This window comes from Sneathiella litorea, from assembly GCF_009882915.1.
Classification (GTDB): Bacteria; Pseudomonadota; Alphaproteobacteria; order Sneathiellales; family Sneathiellaceae; genus Sneathiella; species Sneathiella litorea.
Genome location: NZ_WTUW01000002.1, coordinates 947,451 through 963,132, shown reverse-complemented (window position 1 = coordinate 963,132; position 15,682 = coordinate 947,451). Strand labels below are relative to the sequence as shown.

Below are 15,682 nucleotides of genomic sequence, written 5' to 3'. Positions count from 1 at the left end.
CCATGAACGATGCGCAGGAACATAGAGAGGAAGATGCTGCCGTAGGGGAGGACAGCGGTACCCGGTTTTATGGCCTGAACGATGAAATCGTCCAGGAGATCCAGGAGGCCATTGAACGCGAAGACGCCGCGCTCATTTACGAAAGGCTGGCAGATTGGCATTCCGCGGATATGGCGGACCTGATCGAGCAGTTGAAGCCAAAACTGCGTTTGCCCTTTCTGCAAATCATGGGAGAGCGCGTCGATCCGGACGTCTATTCAGACCTGGACGAAAATGTCCGTGAACATCTGGTCGACGATATGGAGCCGGCGGAGATTGCCGCGTTCTTGAATGAACTGGAACTTGATGACGCCGTTGACGTTCTTGAAAGCTTCGAGGAAGACGAGCAGCGCGAGGTTCTGAAAGAAATTCCGGCAGATGAACGCGTTGTACTCCAGGAAGGCCTGTCTTACGGTGAGGATAGTGCCGGCCGCCTGATGCAGCGCAATTTGATTGCGGTGCCGGAATATTGGGATATTGGCCAGACTATCGACTATATGCGCGATACCGATGATCTGCCGGATGAGTTCTACGAAATCTTCGTTGTTGATCCGCGTCACCACCCGATCGGAACTCTCTCCCTTAATCGGGCGATGCGCAGCAAGCGCCAGGTGCTAGTCCGCGATATCATGGATACGGAACAGAAATTAATTCCTGTCGATATGGATCAGGAAGAAGTCGCCTATCTTTTCCAGCAATACCGACTTGCTTCCGCTGCGGTCGTTAATGAAGACGGCGCATTAATCGGTGTGATCACGGTTGACGATATCGTCGACGTTATCAGTGAAGAGGCGGAAGAGGATATCCTGCGTCTTGGTGGTGTTTCCGAGGATGACCTGTTCGGCAGTGTCATGTCGACCACACGGGCCCGGTTTCTATGGCTGTTTGTTAATTTGCTGACGGCAATTGCGGCCTCTGTCGCGATTGGCCTCTTCGATGCGACGATGGAGGCGATTATTGCCCTTGCTGTCCTGATGCCAATTGTCGCCAGCATGGGCGGGAACGCAGGGACGCAAACCCTGACTGTTGCGGTGCGGGCCCTTGCAACCAAGGAGTTAACGGCGGGCAACATGCTCCGAATATTGAGCAAGGAAACCATGGTGGCGTTCTTGAATGGTAGTATTTTTGCTGTTCTGATCGGCATTGTTGCCTGGCTTTGGTTTTCCAGTTTAAATATTGGCTTGATCATTGCCCTTGCAATGATCGTAAATATCATTGTCGCGGCTGTTGCGGGCATGATTGTGCCGGTTACCCTGGATCGGATGAAGATAGACCCCGCCATAGCTTCAAGTGTATTCGTGACAACGGTAACAGATATTGTCGGTTTTGTTGCTTTTCTTGGCCTCGCGACGATTGTTTTGCTCTAGCAGTTGCTTATCGCGCCCAATCGAGATTTTTTCCGATGAGTCGGTCCGGCTGCCAGTCATGGCTGGTCGCGAACATTTGAAATGAACGGATTAAATCAGTCTCTTTATTCTTGGGCCAGCTAAGCCCGATTGAGCGGTCTATGTTGATCCCTTCTACAGAAACCTTTGTGATGCCGGGACTCGTCAGGATATCCGGGACCATACAGATCCCCAAACCCGTGCTGATAAAAGCCAGAGCTTTTTCGTCCTGGTCCGTCCTGAAAACAATGTGCGGATTGACGCCAGCGCTGGCGAACGCCCGGGTAAGGTCGGTTGCCGCCTCGCAATGGGATCGATGCACGAAATAAAGGCCATCGAGTTCCTTAAGGGGAATCGCATTCCGATTGGCAAAAGAGTGGTTGGTGGGAACGGCGAGCGTGTATTTCCAGGTATAGAGGCGTATAAACTGGATATCGCTTGTTTCTTCTGGTGGGATGGAAAGGGCAAGGTCGATCCGCCCTTCATTAAGCCATCCCTGCAACTGGGAGGCTGTGCCTTCCTTGATAGATATCTGAATATCCGCATGTGCCTTGCCAAAGTCATTCAGCAAAGCGGCAACCCGCAGTGTTGGCGCACTTCTTAACAGGCCGAGTTGTAACCGCTTGACCGGACTCTTCCGGGTAACATCTGACTTTGCTGCGTTACATTCATAAATGATTGTACGGGCATGCGGCAGGAAGCGACGCCCGGCCTCCGTCAGTGAAATCTTGCGTGCGTCACGGTTGAAGAGGGGCGTGCCGAGCTCTGTCTCTAGCTTCTTGATGCCTGTGGACAAAGTCGGCTGACTGACAAATGCCCTTTCCGCGGCACGGGAGAAGTTGTTGGTTTCGACGATCGCCAGGAAGTAGCGGAGCTGGTAAATATCCATTCATTGATGATATCAATAGTTATGATCGAAAGAAATGATTTTATCTATGATGACATCGTGACTATACTCTTCGGTAATAAAAATTCTGCGTGCGGAGTGTTGCACTGCCGCGCCTAAATAGCAGAAGTTTGGGAATATACGGACAAATCCCGATTGTATGAAAGAGCGTTAAAACAGTAATTCAAGACGAGCTGGCGCGCTATGTTATGGGGCGTGAGTACTTGTCCTTGTTGCGAAGAAAAGGAAAAAGAAGATGGCTGCAATTCATTTTCCCGGTCTCAATTTCGGCCTTGGTGAAACCGCGGATATGATCCGCGATACAGTCTCCGGGTTCGCTGCCGAAGAATTGGCGCCGAGAGCGGCAGAAATCGATGCGACCAATGAATTTCCCATGGATATGTGGCGGAAAATGGGAGATCTCGGGTTGCTCGGGATTACTGTGGATGAAGCCTATGGCGGTGCTGGATTGGGATATCTGGAACATTGCATCGCCGTCGAGGAGATCAGTCGGGCATCGGCCTCAGTAGGGCTATCCTATGGCGCGCATTCGAACTTGTGTGTCAACCAGATATCGCGCAACGGAACTGAGGCGCAGAAGACCCGGTATCTGCCCAAGCTGATAAGCGGGGAGTATGTTGGGGCGCTCGCCATGAGTGAGCCGGGAGCAGGTTCAGACGTTGTCTCCATGCGGCTTCGTGCGGACAAGAAAGGGGACCGTTACATCCTGAATGGTAATAAATTCTGGATTACCAACGGTCCGGATGCGGATGTTCTGGTGGTTTATGCAAAAACGATCCCGGATGGTGGCCCGCGCGGAATTACGGCCTTCCTGATTGAAAAAGGGTTTCCGGGTTTCTCGACGGCGCAAAAGCTCGACAAGCTCGGCATGCGCGGTTCCAACACCTGCGAACTCGTCTTTGAGGATTGCGAAGTGCCGGAAGAGAATATTCTCGGGCCCCTTAATGAAGGCGTGCGCGTACTGATGAGCGGGCTCGACTATGAACGGGTTGTTCTCTCCGCCGGTCCGCTTGGCATCATGCAGGCCTGTATGGATGCAGTAATCCCCTATATCCATGATCGGGAACAATTCGGACAGCCCATCGGGACGTTCCAGCTGATGCAGGGCAAGGTTGCCGACATGTATTCGACCATGAATGCGTGCAAGGCGTATGTCTACGCCGTGGCAAATGCCTGTGATCGCGGGGAGACGACACGCAAGGATGCCGCCGGGGTTATTCTCTATGCGGCAGAGAAAGCTACCTGGATGGCGCTGGAGGCGATTCAGGCGCTGGGCGGCAACGGCTATATAAACGAATATCCAACCGGGCGGCTTTTGCGCGATGCCAAGCTGTATGAAATTGGCGCAGGCACGAGTGAAGTTCGGCGTATGTTGATCGGGCGCGAACTGTTTAACGAGACAACCTGATGTCAGGAAATAAATCCTCGACTAATAATAAGGAGTAGAAAATGAGTGAAGATCCAATTGTCATCGTTGGTATGGCACGGACGCCAATGGGCGGATTTCAGGGCGACCTTTCTGACGTCAAGGCCCCGACATTGGGCGCAGTGGCGATCAAGGCGGCGATGGACAGAGCCGGGGTCACCGGAACGGATATTGATGAGGTGATCATGGGCTGCGTATTGCCGGCAGGCCTGGGTCAGGCACCGGCACGTCAGGCGTCTTTTGGCGCGGGTATCCCCGACAGCGTCGGCTGCACGACCGTGAACAAGATGTGCGGCTCGGGCATGCGCGCGGCAATGTATGGCTATGATGCCCTCAAGGCCGGCAGCAACGATGTCGTCGTCGCAGGCGGGTTCGAGAGCATGACGAATGCACCTTATATCCTGCCGAAGATGCGCACCGGGCTGCGGCTTGGTCATGGTGAGGTAAAGGACCACATGTTCCTCGACGGGCTGGAAGATGCCTATGAGGAAGGACGCTTGATGGGTAACTTCGCGGAAGAAACCGCGGGTCTTTATCAGTTCACGAGGGAAGCGCAGGATTCTTACGCAATTGAATCCTTGCGGCGGGCGAAACAGGCAACGGAAGACGGTACCTTTGAGGCGGAAATTACCCCGGTTACATTCAAGACCCGCAAGGGCGAGGTGACCATCGATAAGGATGAGCAGCCACTAAAAGGCCGTCCGGATAAAATTCCGTCCTTGAAGCCTGCCTTTGCGAAAGATGGCACGGTCACTGCGGCAAACAGTTCCTCCATTTCCGATGGTGGTGCGGCGCTGGTCCTGATGAAGGAGAGCGAGGCGAAGCGGCGCGGCCTGAAGCCAATCGCGAAATTCCTCGCCCATTCCACCCATGCCCGCAAACCGTCTGAATTCACCCTGGCGCCGATCGATGCGATCCAGAAGGTGATGGACAAGGTTGGCTGGACCAAGGACGATGTTGACCTGTTCGAGATTAACGAGGCTTTTGCCGTTGTCACCATGGCGGCAATGAAGGACCTCGGCCTCGATCATGAGAAGGTCAATGTCCATGGCGGTGCCTGTGCGCTTGGCCATCCGGTTGGCGCATCCGGTGCGCGGATCGTTGTGACACTTCTCTCTGCGTTGCAGAAATATGGGAAGACACGCGGCGTTGCCTCCCTCTGCATTGGTGGTGGTGAAGCAACGGCAATGGCGCTGGAACTCGTCAACTAAGCGCTGAAACAACGAAAAACGGAGGGAGCGGGATGATTTTAACAGAAGAGCAGACCATGATCCGTGACATGGCGCGCGACTTTGCGCAAAATCGTCTGGCTCCTTACTCCGTCCAGTGGGAAGAAGAGGCGGCCATCCCGCGCAGCGTTCTTGGCGAGATGGGCACACTTGGCCTGATGGGCATGACAGTGCCCGAGATACATGGCGGGGCGGAGGCTGATTATGTCTCCTACGCCCTTGCGCTGATGGAAATTGCGGGCGGTGACGGCGCCGTCTCCACGGTGATGAGCGTTAATAATTCTCCCTGCTGTGCGGCCCTTCTCAAGGAAGGGACCGAGGCGCAGAAGCAGGCTTTCCTGACCCCGCTTGCCAAGGGGGAGGAGATTGGCGCTTTTTGCCTGACCGAACCGCAGGCTGGTTCCGATGCGTCCGCGCTGAAAACCCGGGCGCGAAAGGAAGGGGATCACTATGTCATCTCCGGCACAAAGCAGTTTATTACATCGGGCAAGATCGGCGGGATTGCGCTGGTCTTTGCGGTGACGGACCCGGATGCTGGCAAGAAAGGGATCAGCTGTTTCATTGTCCCGACGATCAGCGAGGGCTATCGCGTCGTCTCGGTCGAGAAAAAGCTGGGCCAGAAAGCCTCCGACACCTGCCAGATCGCGTTCGATGACGTTCATATTCCGGCGGCCAATATGCTGGGACCGGAAGGGGCAGGGTACCGGATCGCGCTCGCCAATCTGGAGACCGGGCGGATTGGTATTGCCGCACAAAGCGTTGGGATGGCGGGTGCAGCGTTTGCACATGCGCTGACCTATGCAAAGGAACGGAAGGCGTTCGGCCAGACAATTATCGATCATCAGGCGGTTGGATTCCGCCTTGCGGACATGGCAACCAAGCTGGAAGTTGCGCGGCAGATGGTGTTGCATGCGGCCAGCCTGAAGGATGCGGGTCAACCCTGCCTGACGGAAGCGAGTATGGCGAAACTCTTTGCGTCCGAAATGGCGGAAGAAGTCTGTTCTGCCGCGATCCAGACCCTCGGCGGCAATGGCTATATTGCTGATTACCCGGTTGAAAAAATCTATCGGGACGTCCGGGTCTGCCAGATTTATGAAGGCACTTCTGATATCCAGAAGCTGGTTATAGCCCGTAACCTGGCAGCAGGATAAAGGATTAGGAAAATGTCAGAAGATATTGATTTTTATTTCGATTTCTCCTCTCCTTATGCCTATCTCGGTAGCTATCTTATTGAACCGGTTGCAGCAAAACACGGCCGCAAGATCAATTGGCATCCCTTTATGCTGGGTGTCGCCATGCAGGGGGAAAAATCCTTTCCGTTGACGCAGTATCCCCTGAAAGGGGACTATTCACGGATGGATTTTGAACGCACCGCCCGTTATCACAAAATTCCCTTCGCCATGCCGACGGATTTTCCGAAGGTGACCTTGGGTGCGTCCCGTGGGTTCCTATGGATATCGCGCGAGGATCCGGAAAAAGCCGTCACTTTCGCGAAGAAAGTTTTCGCCGCCTATTTTGTCTCGGGAAAGGATATCTCCGATATTGAGATCGTGGCCGATATCGCGGGCGAAGTCGGTGTTGACCGCGATGCCTTCAAAACAGCTGTTCAGGATGCAGAAATCAAGGCGGCGTTCAAGGCCTCGGTTGAGGATATCGTTTTTAACAGGAAAGTATTTGGCGCACCGTTTTTCATTGTTGAGGGAGAGCGCTTCTGGGGGGCGGATCGCGTGGGTCAGCTCGATGAATGGCTGACGAGAGGGGGTTGGTAATGGTTTTGCGCGTGCGAAACTGCCAGCTATCCGGTCCCGCTAATGCGGAACCGGAATATGCGCGCGACCTAGAAGAGGAAGTAGCCGCCGTCGATCAACATGGTATCGCCCGTGTGATAGGCGCTGGCGTCCGACATCAGATAAACGGCCATACCGCCGAAATCCTCGGGCTGGCCCCAACGTTTGGCCGGGATGCGCGGCTTCACAGCATCGGAGAATTTCTGCCAGGCAATGGCATTTTCCGTCATCGCGGTCTCAATCCAGCCGGGCAGGATCGCGTTAGCGGTAATGCCCTTGCCGGCAAATTCCACAGCCAGCGCCCGGATCATGGAAATCACGCCGCCCTTGGTCGCGGCATAATGCTCATTCCGTGCGGCGCCGGAAATGGCGGCGAGACTGGCCGTGCCAACAAGACGTCCGCCGGGATCGCCGTTCTCGGCGCGCTCCACCATATGTCTCGTCGCGGCCTGAAGTGTGTAAAAGGCGCCATCAAGATTGATGTTGAGAATGCGATGCCATTCCTGATCGTCAATATCAAGAAAGGATTTCTTGCCCGAGCTGACGCCCGCATTCGCGAAGCAGCCATCGACGCGACCAAATTGCGACAGCGTCTCGGCAAAGCAGTCTTTAACCTCTGCTTCACTCGCAACATTGCAGATGATAGAGGAAACGCGCGTTCCGTGGGCCTTCAACTGTTCAATGGCCGCCGCGTTTTTGGTTTCGTTCGTACCCCAGATACAGACATCGCCACCCGCTTGTGCAATGGCGTCCGCCATGCCAAGGCCGATGCCGCCGTTCCCGCCTGTGATCAGGGCAACCTTCCCGGTCAGGTCAAATGGATTATAGGCCATTCATGGCTCCTTTATTGTTTCTTGTGTAGAGCCGAATCCGTAACACATAGGGCGACTTTCGCCAAGCAATCGATTCTCGCGTGCTGAAAGGGAAAATGAAATAAATGACTGTATTGAAAAGCAGCCTTAATACCCGAAGTGACGACTTCAAGGCCAATGCTGCGCATTTGGCGGGGTTGGTCGAGGATCTGAAGGAAAAAGTTGCCACCATCAAGCAGGGGGGCGGAGAGCGGGCGCGCGAAAAGCATCTCTCCCGTGGCAAACTCCTCCCGCGGGAGCGGGTGCGCAAACTTCTTGATCCCGGATCCCCCTTTCTTGAGTTCAGCCAGATGGCCGCCTGGGACATGTATGGTGGGGACATCCACTCCGCCAGTGTGATCACCGGCATTGGCCGCATCGAGGGGCGCGAATGCGTCATCGTGTGCAATGATGCGACGGTCAAGGGCGGCACCTATTATCCGCTTACTGTGAAAAAACATCTGCGCGCGCAGGAAGTGGCGCTTCAGAATAATCTGCCCTGCATTTATCTCGTCGATTCTGGCGGGGCGAACCTTCCCAATCAGCAGGACGTGTTCCCCGACCGTGAGCATTTTGGCCGGATCTTCTATAATCAGGCCAATATGTCCGCGCTTGGCATTCCGCAGATTGCAGTGGTCATGGGCTCCTGCACGGCAGGGGGCGCATACGTTCCGGCGATGTGCGATGAAAGTATTATCGTGCGCAATCAGGGCACCATCTTCCTTGCCGGTCCGCCGCTGGTGAAGGCGGCAACAGGCGAAGTTGTCTCGGCGGAGGATTTGGGCGGAGCGGAGGTTCATTCCCGCATTTCCGGCGTCACCGATCACATGGCGGAGAATGATCTGCATGCGCTGCAGATTGCCCGAAGCTGCGTGGCGGGATTTAATCGTCCGAAACTAATGCCGCTTGAGGTCCGCAATCCTAAGCCGCCGCTATATGATCCAAAGGAAATTTACGGCCTTATCCCGAAGGATATGCGCACGCCCTTTGATGTGCGGGAAATTATCGCGCGTGTTGTCGACGGCTCCGAATTTGAGGAATTCAAGAAGAACTACGGAACGACCCTCGTTACCGGTTTTGCCCATATCCATGGCTATCCCGTTGGTATTGTGGCAAACAATGGAATCCTCTTCTCGGAATCCGCTATCAAAGGAGCGCATTTTATTGAGCTCTGCTGTCAGCGGAATATCCCGCTCGTTTTCCTGCAGAATATTACTGGATTTATGGTCGGGCAAAAATACGAATCCGGAGGCATAGCCAAGGATGGGGCCAAGCTGGTGACGGCGGTCGCCACAGCAAAGGTGCCGAAATTCACCATGATTTTTGGCGGATCCTTCGGGGCGGGTAACTATGGCATGTGTGGCCGCGCCTATAGTCCGCGGCTTCTCTGGATGTGGCCGAATGCGCGCATCTCCGTCATGGGCGGGCAGCAGGCTGCGGCTGTGCTGGCCACCGTCAAACGCGACGGCATGGAAGCGCGCGGTGAAAGCTGGAGTGCGGAGGAGGAAACCGCCTTTAAAGCGCCAATCGAGGCGCAATATGAAGAGGAAGGCCATCCCTATTTCGCGAGCGCCCGAATATGGGACGATGGTATTGTCGACCCGGCAGATAGCCGGATGGTACTGGGTCTTGGCATTTCCGCCGCCCTTAACGCGTCCATTGAGCCGACGAAGTTCGGCCTGTTCAGAATGTAGGAGACTTTTATGAGTGAAGAATCAGCTGTACTGCACTTTTCCACTGACGGGATTGCGACCATCACCCTTAACCGGCCGGATCTGCATAACGCCTTCGATGAGGAACTGATCGAGCGTCTCGGTGACATGTTCGAGGATGTGGGGCATCAGGATGGGGTGCGCGCCGTTGTCGTCGCAGCCGCGGGCAAAAGCTTCTGTGCGGGCGCGGATCTGAACTGGATGAAGCGCGCCGCCCATTTCACCGAGGAGGACAATCTGGAGGATAGCCGCGCGCTTGGCCGGATGCTGAAGAACCTCCATGCCATTCCGAAGCCGACTATCGCGCTGGTGCAGGGCGCGGCTTATGGCGGGGGCCTTGGGCTGGTTGCGGCCTGCGATATCGCCATCGGTGTCAAGGCAGCTAAATTCTGTCTGTCCGAAGTGAAGCTTGGCCTGTTGCCGGCGATGATTTCTCCCTATGTGGTGGAAGCCATCGGCATTCGCGCCTGCCGCCGGTATTTCCTGACTGCGGAAGTATTCGATGCGGCCGAAGCTCATCGTCTCGGCCTGCTGCATGAGGTGGTTGAAGATGTGCATCATTTGGCCGAGGCGCGGGACCGACTGCTTGATCTGATCATGAAGAATGCCCCGGGCGCCATGGCCGATTCAAAGGACCTGATCTACACGGTTGCGGACCGCCCGATCGAGCAGGAAGTGATCGAGGAAACAGCGGAACTCATCGCCTCCCGAAGGGCAACTGATGAGGGGAAGGAAGGCGTCGAGGCCTTCCTTGAAAAGCGCAAGCCCAACTGGCATATAATTTAACCTATAACAGGATTATTAACCGGTGTTTAAAAAAATACTCATAGCAAATCGCGGAGAGATTGCCTGTCGGGTTATGGCCACGGCAGCGAAGCTCGGCGTCCGCACCGTCGCCGTTTATTCCGAGGCGGACGCCAATGCCCGCCATGTCGAGATGGCGGATGAAGCCGTCCTGATCGGCCCGGCGGAAGTCTCCGAGAGTTACCTGAAGGGGGATACCCTTCTCGAGGTCGCGCAGAGGACCGGAGCCGAGGCGATCCATCCCGGCTATGGGTTCCTGTCCGAAAATGCGGGATTTGCGGAGAAATGTGCAGACGCCGGTATTGTCTTTATTGGGCCGCCTGCCGATGCAATCCGTGCCATGGGTCTGAAGGATGCCGCGAAGGCCCTGATGGTCAAGGCTGGCGTACCCGTCGTTCCGGGCTACCATGGAGAAGGCCAGGACCCCGATATGCTCGCGGCGGAAGCGGAGAAAATTGGCTATCCCGTCCTGATCAAGGCGGTCGCGGGCGGCGGCGGCAAGGGCATGCGGAGCGTGAGTTCACCAAAGGAATTTCCGGCGGCGCTTGCCTCCGCCCAGAGGGAGGGGCAGTCGGCCTTTGGGGATAGTCGCGTTCTGATCGAGAAATTTCTGACCAAGCCACGCCATATCGAAATTCAGGTTTTCGCTGATTCCCACGGTAATGCCGTGCATCTGTTCGAGCGCGATTGCTCCCTGCAGCGGCGGCACCAGAAGGTGATCGAGGAAGCGCCGGCGCCGGATATGCCTGAGACGATGCGAGAGGCCATGGGTGCAGCAGCGGTGGCGGCAGCTAAGGCCATCGGTTATGTCGGTGCCGGCACGATCGAATTTATCGCGGACGTGTCAGATGGGCTAAAGGAAGATGCCTTTTATTTCATGGAGATGAACACCCGCCTTCAAGTGGAACACCCGGTCACGGAGATGATCACCGGGCAGGATCTGGTGGAATGGCAGTTGAAGGTTGCTGCGGGGGGTGAACTCCCTTGTGCGCAGGAAGACCTCTCCATCTCCGGCCATGCGTTCGAGGTGCGGCTCTATGCTGAAGATCCGGCAAATGACTTTCTGCCCGCGACAGGTCAATTGCTCCGTTTGCGGCCGCCGCGGGAATCAGACGGCGTGCGGATAGATACCGGCGTGCGAGAGGGCGACACGGTAACGCCGTTTTATGATCCGATGATTGCCAAGCTGATTGTCTGGGATGAAACCCGCGAGATGGCCCTTCAGAAGCTGAGTGCCGCCCTTGATGAGTATCAGGTGGCAGGCGTGGCGACGAACCTCGCGTTCCTCGGCAATATCGCTGATCATCCGTCTTTTGCGGCAAAGGATCTGGATACCGGTTTCATCGATCGTTTCAAGGATGATCTGGTGCCGGCACCGCTGACGCCGACGGATGACGATATGGCGATTGCGGTCTCACATCTTCTGCTGGAGCGGGAGAAAGCCCACAAGGAAATGCGGTCGGCAACTAATGATCCATATTCTCCTTGGGATGATCTCACCGCATGGCGCCCGAATGATACGGGGCATGACGATTTCAAATTCGAGATTAACGATATGGAAGTCACCATCCATATTGTCTATGAAAATGGCGGCTATCAGATCGACCTGCCGACGGGCGTGCTCCCCGTACAGGCCGAGCGCACAGCGGATGGCGGTATTCTCGCGGATATCGCCGGACACAAGCTGTCGGCCGCCGCGGTCACCCAGGGCGACAAGATCATCGTCATGACAACGGGTCGGCAGGTTGAGCTGATGCAGATCACCAATGATTTCGATGATGTGGGAGGTGAGGCTGGGGTGGGCGCCATTACGGCGCCGATGCCCGGCAAGCTAATACAGATTTTTATCGAATCTGGCGCGACCGTTAACAAGGGCGATCCGCTGGTTGTCCTGGAAGCCATGAAAATGGAGCATACATTGACGGCCCCCCGAGACGGCACAATTGAAGATATCTTTTTTGAGGTCGGAGACCAGGTGGATGATGGCACAGTGCTTGTCCGCCTTGAAAGTGAGGAAACATCATGACGCTTCCCTCCAAGGTGCGTATTTTTGAAGTCGGTGCGCGGGATGGCCTGCAAAATGAAAAGCAGATGGTGCCGGCGGATATCAAGGTCGAGTTGATCGAGCGGCTGGTCGATGCAGGTATCACCGCCATTGAGACCGGCAGTTTTGTCTCCCCGAAATGGGTGCCGCAGATGGCGGACACAACGGATGTGATGGCGAAGCTCTCCCGCCAAGAGAATGTCACTTATGCCGTTCTGACTCCGAATATGAAGGGGTATGAGGGCGCCATTGCCGCCAAGGCTGATGAAATTGAGATTTTCAGTGCGGCGTCTGAGGCTTTTAACCAGAAAAACATCAATTGTACCATCGCCGAAAGTCTGGAACGATTTGAGCCGGTGACGGAAGCGGCCAAAGCGGCTGGTATTCCATATCGGGCGAGTATTTCCTGCGCGCTTGGTTGTCCGTTTGAGGGAGATGTGGCGGTGGATGTGGTCGCGGATGTGTCCAAAAAGCTTTATGATATGGGCGCCTATGAGGTCTCCATTGCCGATACCATCGGGGTCGGGACACCGATTCGGACTAAAAAGGTGATCGAGGCCGTGGCGAATGTTATCCCCCTGGAGGTCATTGGTGTGCATTTTCACGACACCTATGGTCAGGCGCTCGCGAATTATCTTGCGGCACTCGAAATGGGGATCTCGCGGTTTGATAGTTCCGTTGCTGGACTGGGCGGTTGTCCCTATGCGCCAGGCGCTACGGGCAATGTAGCCACGGAAGACGTTGTCTATATGCTTGACGGAATGGGGGTCGAGAGCGGGATCGATCTTAAAAAACTCGTCAAGACAGCCTGGTTTATCTCCAATTTTCTGGGACGTCCGCCGGTTTCCAGTGTTGCGCGGGCCCTTAAGAACAAACTCAATTAAACGGCGATTTCTGGACAAGCGGGGCCCTTTCGGGGTATCTATCAATTATGGCAGTACATCTTCTAATCGTTAGCGTCGGCAATACGTCGGTCGATCAACTTCGCGCGAATCAGTCTCGACGGCTGATTGCAGGGCCTTTGTGCCATGTCACTAAGCAGCGCCCGACCCGTGAAGCGGAGCTGCTTGACGGCGGTTCTGTCTATTGGATTATCAAGGGCCACATCGCCGCCCGTCAGAAGGTCGTGGAGCTTGAGCGGCTTTTCGATACTGAAGGCGAGAAATGCGGCCTGATCCTTGATTCGGAATTGATCGAGACAGAACTGTTTTCGCGCAATCCGCATCAGGGCTGGCGCTATCTGGAAGCAGAGGATGCACCGCGTGACCTGCGAGACCTCGTGGAGGAAAGCGAAGCTGATGATGACAGCGAAGGTGAGCTGTCCGAGGAAATGGCCGCCGAATTACGCTCTCTTGGCCTACTCTGACAGCGCGGCTTCCGGCCTGATCCAGATGGCCGTATCATGGAAAACTGCGCCGCCGTTTGGCTTTGCGGCCTCGGCACTGATCAGAATATTGATGCCGACTTTCTCGATGAAATGCTTTCCGGGCCAGACCCCTTCTGAAATCACTGTGCCGGGCTGAACCCCGTCAAATATTTCAACATGAATGAGCAGGGACCCCAGTTTGTTGCCCAGCCGGACAATGGCGCCGTCCTCGGTGCCGAGGCGAGCTGCATCATCGCTATGTATTTTGACTGTTGGCCGCTTTTCCTTTTTCAGGGACGTCGGCGTAGCGGTGAAGGAGGAATTGAGAAAATTCCGCGCCGGTGCCGTCACCATACGAAACGGATGTTCCGCATCCGTCTGGTCAATCACATCCCAATGGTCGGGCAGGGACGGCATGCCGTCAAAATTTGGCCCCATGCGTGACCAGTCCGGCGTGAAGTGGAATTTCTTGTCCGCGTGCCCAAAGCCATTTAGATAATGGGCCTCCTCATAGGGGATCTGGCAGTCATGCCACTTGCTCGCGGTGAGGCTGGCGGCGTCCGGCCAGCCCGATACTTTCAGGGTGTCGTCGATTATCTCCATTTCCGTCATCTCGAAACCGCGATGTTTTGCGCCCAGCCGCTTTGCAAGGCCGCAGATAACGTCGTGGTTTGACCGGCATTCGCCGAGTGGCTCGATAATCTTGCCGCCCATCATGATGTGGTTCTGTCCGCCACCCTGATAAAAATCGTCATGCTCGACGAAGGTCGTGGCGGGCAGCAGGATATCCGCCATCTTGGCTGTTTCCGTCATGAACTGTTCATGCACGCAGACAAACAGGTCGTCGCGCGCGAAGCCGGCATGAACTTTCGTGAGATCCGGGGCGACATCCATCGGGTTCATGTTCTGAATAAACAGGCCTGTGACGGGGGGACCCTCCCCAAGATCTCGTTTATCTCCTGTCAGGACAGGCCCGATGCGGGACATATCAAGCACACGGATATTTGGGTCCACCTCATCCAGCCCTTCAATCAGGGTTTTGTTCCAATGGTAAATGGCCCCGTTGTTATGAAATGCGCCGCCGCCTTCATACTGCCAGGAGCCGGTCACTGCAGCGAGGCAACTTGCAGCATGCATATTGACGGAGCCATTCCGACTGCGGGAAAAACCATAGCCGAGCCGGAGGAAGGATTTCTTCGTTTGGCCATAAAGCCGGGCAAATTCATATATTTCCTCAACCGTGAGGCCCGTAATATCAGCCGCCCATTCCGGTGTCCGGGATTTAAGGTGCTCTTCCAGCTCAGCGGCGCCTTTGGTGTATTTTGCCATATAGGCGCGATCCACCATATCTTCCGCGAACAGGATATGCATTACCGCGCAGGCCAGCGCGCCGTCCGTGCCGGGCCTGACGCATAGGTGCATATCCGCGGCAATGGCGGTAGCATTGCGATAGGGATCGATGACGACAATCTTTGCGCCTCTCTCTTTGCGGGCGCGAGTCGCATGGGTCATGACGTTGATTTGGGTATGAACTGCATTGGTTCCCCATATGACGACGAGGTCGGATTTTGCCATTTCCCGTGGATCAGTCCCGTACAGCGATCCGGTGCCAACATTCCAGCCGGTCCAGGCTAACATTGTGCAGATGGTGGAATGCTGCCGCGAGTATTTTTTGACATGGCGCAGCCGGTTAATTCCGTCGCGCTGGACCAAGCCCATGGTTCCCGCATAGTAATAGGGCCAGATGGTCTCGCTACCATACTTGGCTTCGCGCTTGAGGAAGGCTTCGGCCACCTCGTCAAGGGCATCGTCCCAGCTGATCTGCTGCCAGTCACCGCCGCCTTTTTCGCCAACGCGCCGCATCGGATGCATAAGGCGATCCGGATGATGGGTTCGCTCTGCATAGCGGGCGACCTTTGCGCAGATCACACCGGCCGTATAGCTGTTGTCTGCGGCACCACGTACCCGGCCTATTTTCTGATCCCCTAATCGCTCGACCTCCAGTGCGCAGGTGGATGGGCAATCATGCGGACAGGCAGACGGGAGAATTTCAGGCTGTGCGGAACGGTTCATGGGGTAATATTCTTCAACTTTTAAGGGCTGTCGCAGCGTGTTTTCGTATTTGAGAATTA

General features: G+C 55.5%; 13 protein-coding genes. 10 read left to right on the top strand and 3 right to left on the bottom strand.

Going from position 1 to position 15,682, the window contains the following annotated elements; genetic code table 11:
- Positions 1-2 precede the first annotated feature (2 nt).
- Positions 3-1,406 (top strand): magnesium transporter, encoded by a 1,404-nt coding sequence (gene mgtE, locus GQE98_RS10995; protein ID WP_161315684.1) that lies wholly within the window; start codon positions 3-5, stop codon positions 1,404-1,406.
- Between the two features lie 7 nt (positions 1,407-1,413).
- Here mgtE and GQE98_RS10990 read toward each other — a convergent pair whose 3' ends face one another.
- Positions 1,414-2,313, bottom strand: coding sequence for a LysR family transcriptional regulator (locus GQE98_RS10990; RefSeq protein ID WP_161315683.1), 900 nt, complete (start codon positions 2,311-2,313; stop codon positions 1,414-1,416).
- Between the two features lie 253 nt (positions 2,314-2,566).
- Here GQE98_RS10990 and GQE98_RS10985 point away from each other — a divergent pair, with 253 nt between their 5' ends.
- The 4 genes from GQE98_RS10985 to GQE98_RS10970 are packed head-to-tail and all read left to right on the top strand — an operon-like array spanning position 2,567 to position 6,755.
- Positions 2,567-3,739 carry an isovaleryl-CoA dehydrogenase gene (locus GQE98_RS10985; protein WP_161315682.1) on the top strand — a complete coding sequence of 391 codons (1,173 nt, stop codon included), beginning with the start codon at positions 2,567-2,569 and terminating at the stop codon, positions 3,737-3,739.
- A gap of 41 nt (positions 3,740-3,780) precedes the next feature.
- The gene (locus GQE98_RS10980; protein WP_161315681.1) at positions 3,781-4,968 is read left to right on the top strand and encodes an acetyl-CoA C-acyltransferase; all 1,188 of its coding nucleotides are present in this window, start codon (positions 3,781-3,783) and stop codon (positions 4,966-4,968) included.
- Between the two features lie 32 nt (positions 4,969-5,000).
- Complete coding sequence (locus GQE98_RS10975; protein ID WP_161315680.1) at positions 5,001-6,137, top strand: acyl-CoA dehydrogenase family protein; 1,137 nt, start codon at positions 5,001-5,003, stop codon at positions 6,135-6,137.
- A 12-nt stretch (positions 6,138-6,149) separates the two neighbouring features.
- Positions 6,150-6,755 (top strand): 2-hydroxychromene-2-carboxylate isomerase, encoded by a 606-nt coding sequence (locus GQE98_RS10970; RefSeq protein ID WP_161315679.1) that lies wholly within the window; start codon positions 6,150-6,152, stop codon positions 6,753-6,755.
- Between the two features lie 68 nt (positions 6,756-6,823).
- On the opposite strand, the gene GQE98_RS10965 is transcribed toward GQE98_RS10970, so the two are convergent.
- Positions 6,824-7,606, bottom strand: coding sequence for an SDR family NAD(P)-dependent oxidoreductase (locus GQE98_RS10965; RefSeq protein ID WP_161315678.1), 783 nt, complete (start codon positions 7,604-7,606; stop codon positions 6,824-6,826).
- 104 nt (positions 7,607-7,710) lie between these two features.
- On the opposite strand from GQE98_RS10965, the gene GQE98_RS10960 reads away from it, so the two are divergent.
- Genes GQE98_RS10960 through GQE98_RS10940 form a run of 5 tightly spaced genes read left to right on the top strand, consistent with a single transcriptional unit; the run spans position 7,711 to position 13,550 of the window.
- Positions 7,711-9,318, top strand: a complete 1,608-nt coding sequence (locus tag GQE98_RS10960) for a carboxyl transferase domain-containing protein (protein ID WP_161315677.1) — start codon at positions 7,711-7,713, stop codon at positions 9,316-9,318.
- A 9-nt stretch (positions 9,319-9,327) separates the two neighbouring features.
- Positions 9,328-10,122, top strand: coding sequence for an enoyl-CoA hydratase-related protein (locus tag GQE98_RS10955; RefSeq protein ID WP_161315676.1), 795 nt, complete (start codon positions 9,328-9,330; stop codon positions 10,120-10,122).
- Positions 10,123-10,144: 22 nt separating this feature from the next.
- A complete protein-coding gene (locus GQE98_RS10950) occupies positions 10,145-12,166 on the top strand; it encodes an acetyl-CoA carboxylase biotin carboxylase subunit (RefSeq protein WP_161315675.1) in 2,022 nt (673 codons plus the stop codon).
- Complete coding sequence (locus GQE98_RS10945; RefSeq protein ID WP_161315674.1) at positions 12,163-13,068, top strand: hydroxymethylglutaryl-CoA lyase; 906 nt, start codon at positions 12,163-12,165, stop codon at positions 13,066-13,068. Before GQE98_RS10950 ends, GQE98_RS10945 begins: the two co-directional genes overlap by 4 nt.
- Positions 13,069-13,115: 47 nt before the next feature.
- Positions 13,116-13,550, top strand: a complete 435-nt coding sequence (locus tag GQE98_RS10940; protein WP_161315673.1) for a DUF1489 family protein — start codon at positions 13,116-13,118, stop codon at positions 13,548-13,550.
- On the opposite strand, the gene GQE98_RS10935 is transcribed toward GQE98_RS10940, so the two are convergent.
- On the bottom strand, positions 13,542-15,623 hold the full coding sequence (locus GQE98_RS10935; protein ID WP_161315672.1) for a molybdopterin oxidoreductase family protein: 2,082 nt from the start codon (positions 15,621-15,623) through the stop codon (positions 13,542-13,544). The two genes, GQE98_RS10940 and GQE98_RS10935, sit on opposite strands and share 9 nt — an antisense overlap.
- Positions 15,624-15,682: the final 59 nt, after the last annotated feature.

What these genes read in the sequence shown, in the direction of transcription:
- mgtE (WP_161315684.1), top strand. Translation starts at nt 3, where the DNA reads ATGAACGATGCGCAGGAACATAGAGAGGAAGATGCTGCCGTAGGGGAG.
- GQE98_RS10990 (WP_161315683.1), bottom strand. Translation starts at nt 2,313, where the DNA reads ATGGATATTTACCAGCTCCGCTACTTCCTGGCGATCGTCGAAACCAAC.
- GQE98_RS10985 (WP_161315682.1), top strand. Translation starts at nt 2,567, where the DNA reads ATGGCTGCAATTCATTTTCCCGGTCTCAATTTCGGCCTTGGTGAAACC.
- GQE98_RS10980 (WP_161315681.1), top strand. Translation starts at nt 3,781, where the DNA reads ATGAGTGAAGATCCAATTGTCATCGTTGGTATGGCACGGACGCCAATG.
- GQE98_RS10975 (WP_161315680.1), top strand. Translation starts at nt 5,001, where the DNA reads ATGATTTTAACAGAAGAGCAGACCATGATCCGTGACATGGCGCGCGAC.
- GQE98_RS10970 (WP_161315679.1), top strand. Translation starts at nt 6,150, where the DNA reads ATGTCAGAAGATATTGATTTTTATTTCGATTTCTCCTCTCCTTATGCC.
- GQE98_RS10965 (WP_161315678.1), bottom strand. Translation starts at nt 7,606, where the DNA reads ATGGCCTATAATCCATTTGACCTGACCGGGAAGGTTGCCCTGATCACA.
- GQE98_RS10960 (WP_161315677.1), top strand. Translation starts at nt 7,711, where the DNA reads ATGACTGTATTGAAAAGCAGCCTTAATACCCGAAGTGACGACTTCAAG.
- GQE98_RS10955 (WP_161315676.1), top strand. Translation starts at nt 9,328, where the DNA reads ATGAGTGAAGAATCAGCTGTACTGCACTTTTCCACTGACGGGATTGCG.
- GQE98_RS10945 (WP_161315674.1), top strand. Translation starts at nt 12,163, where the DNA reads ATGACGCTTCCCTCCAAGGTGCGTATTTTTGAAGTCGGTGCGCGGGAT.
- GQE98_RS10940 (WP_161315673.1), top strand. Translation starts at nt 13,116, where the DNA reads ATGGCAGTACATCTTCTAATCGTTAGCGTCGGCAATACGTCGGTCGAT.
- GQE98_RS10935 (WP_161315672.1), bottom strand. Translation starts at nt 15,623, where the DNA reads ATGAACCGTTCCGCACAGCCTGAAATTCTCCCGTCTGCCTGTCCGCAT.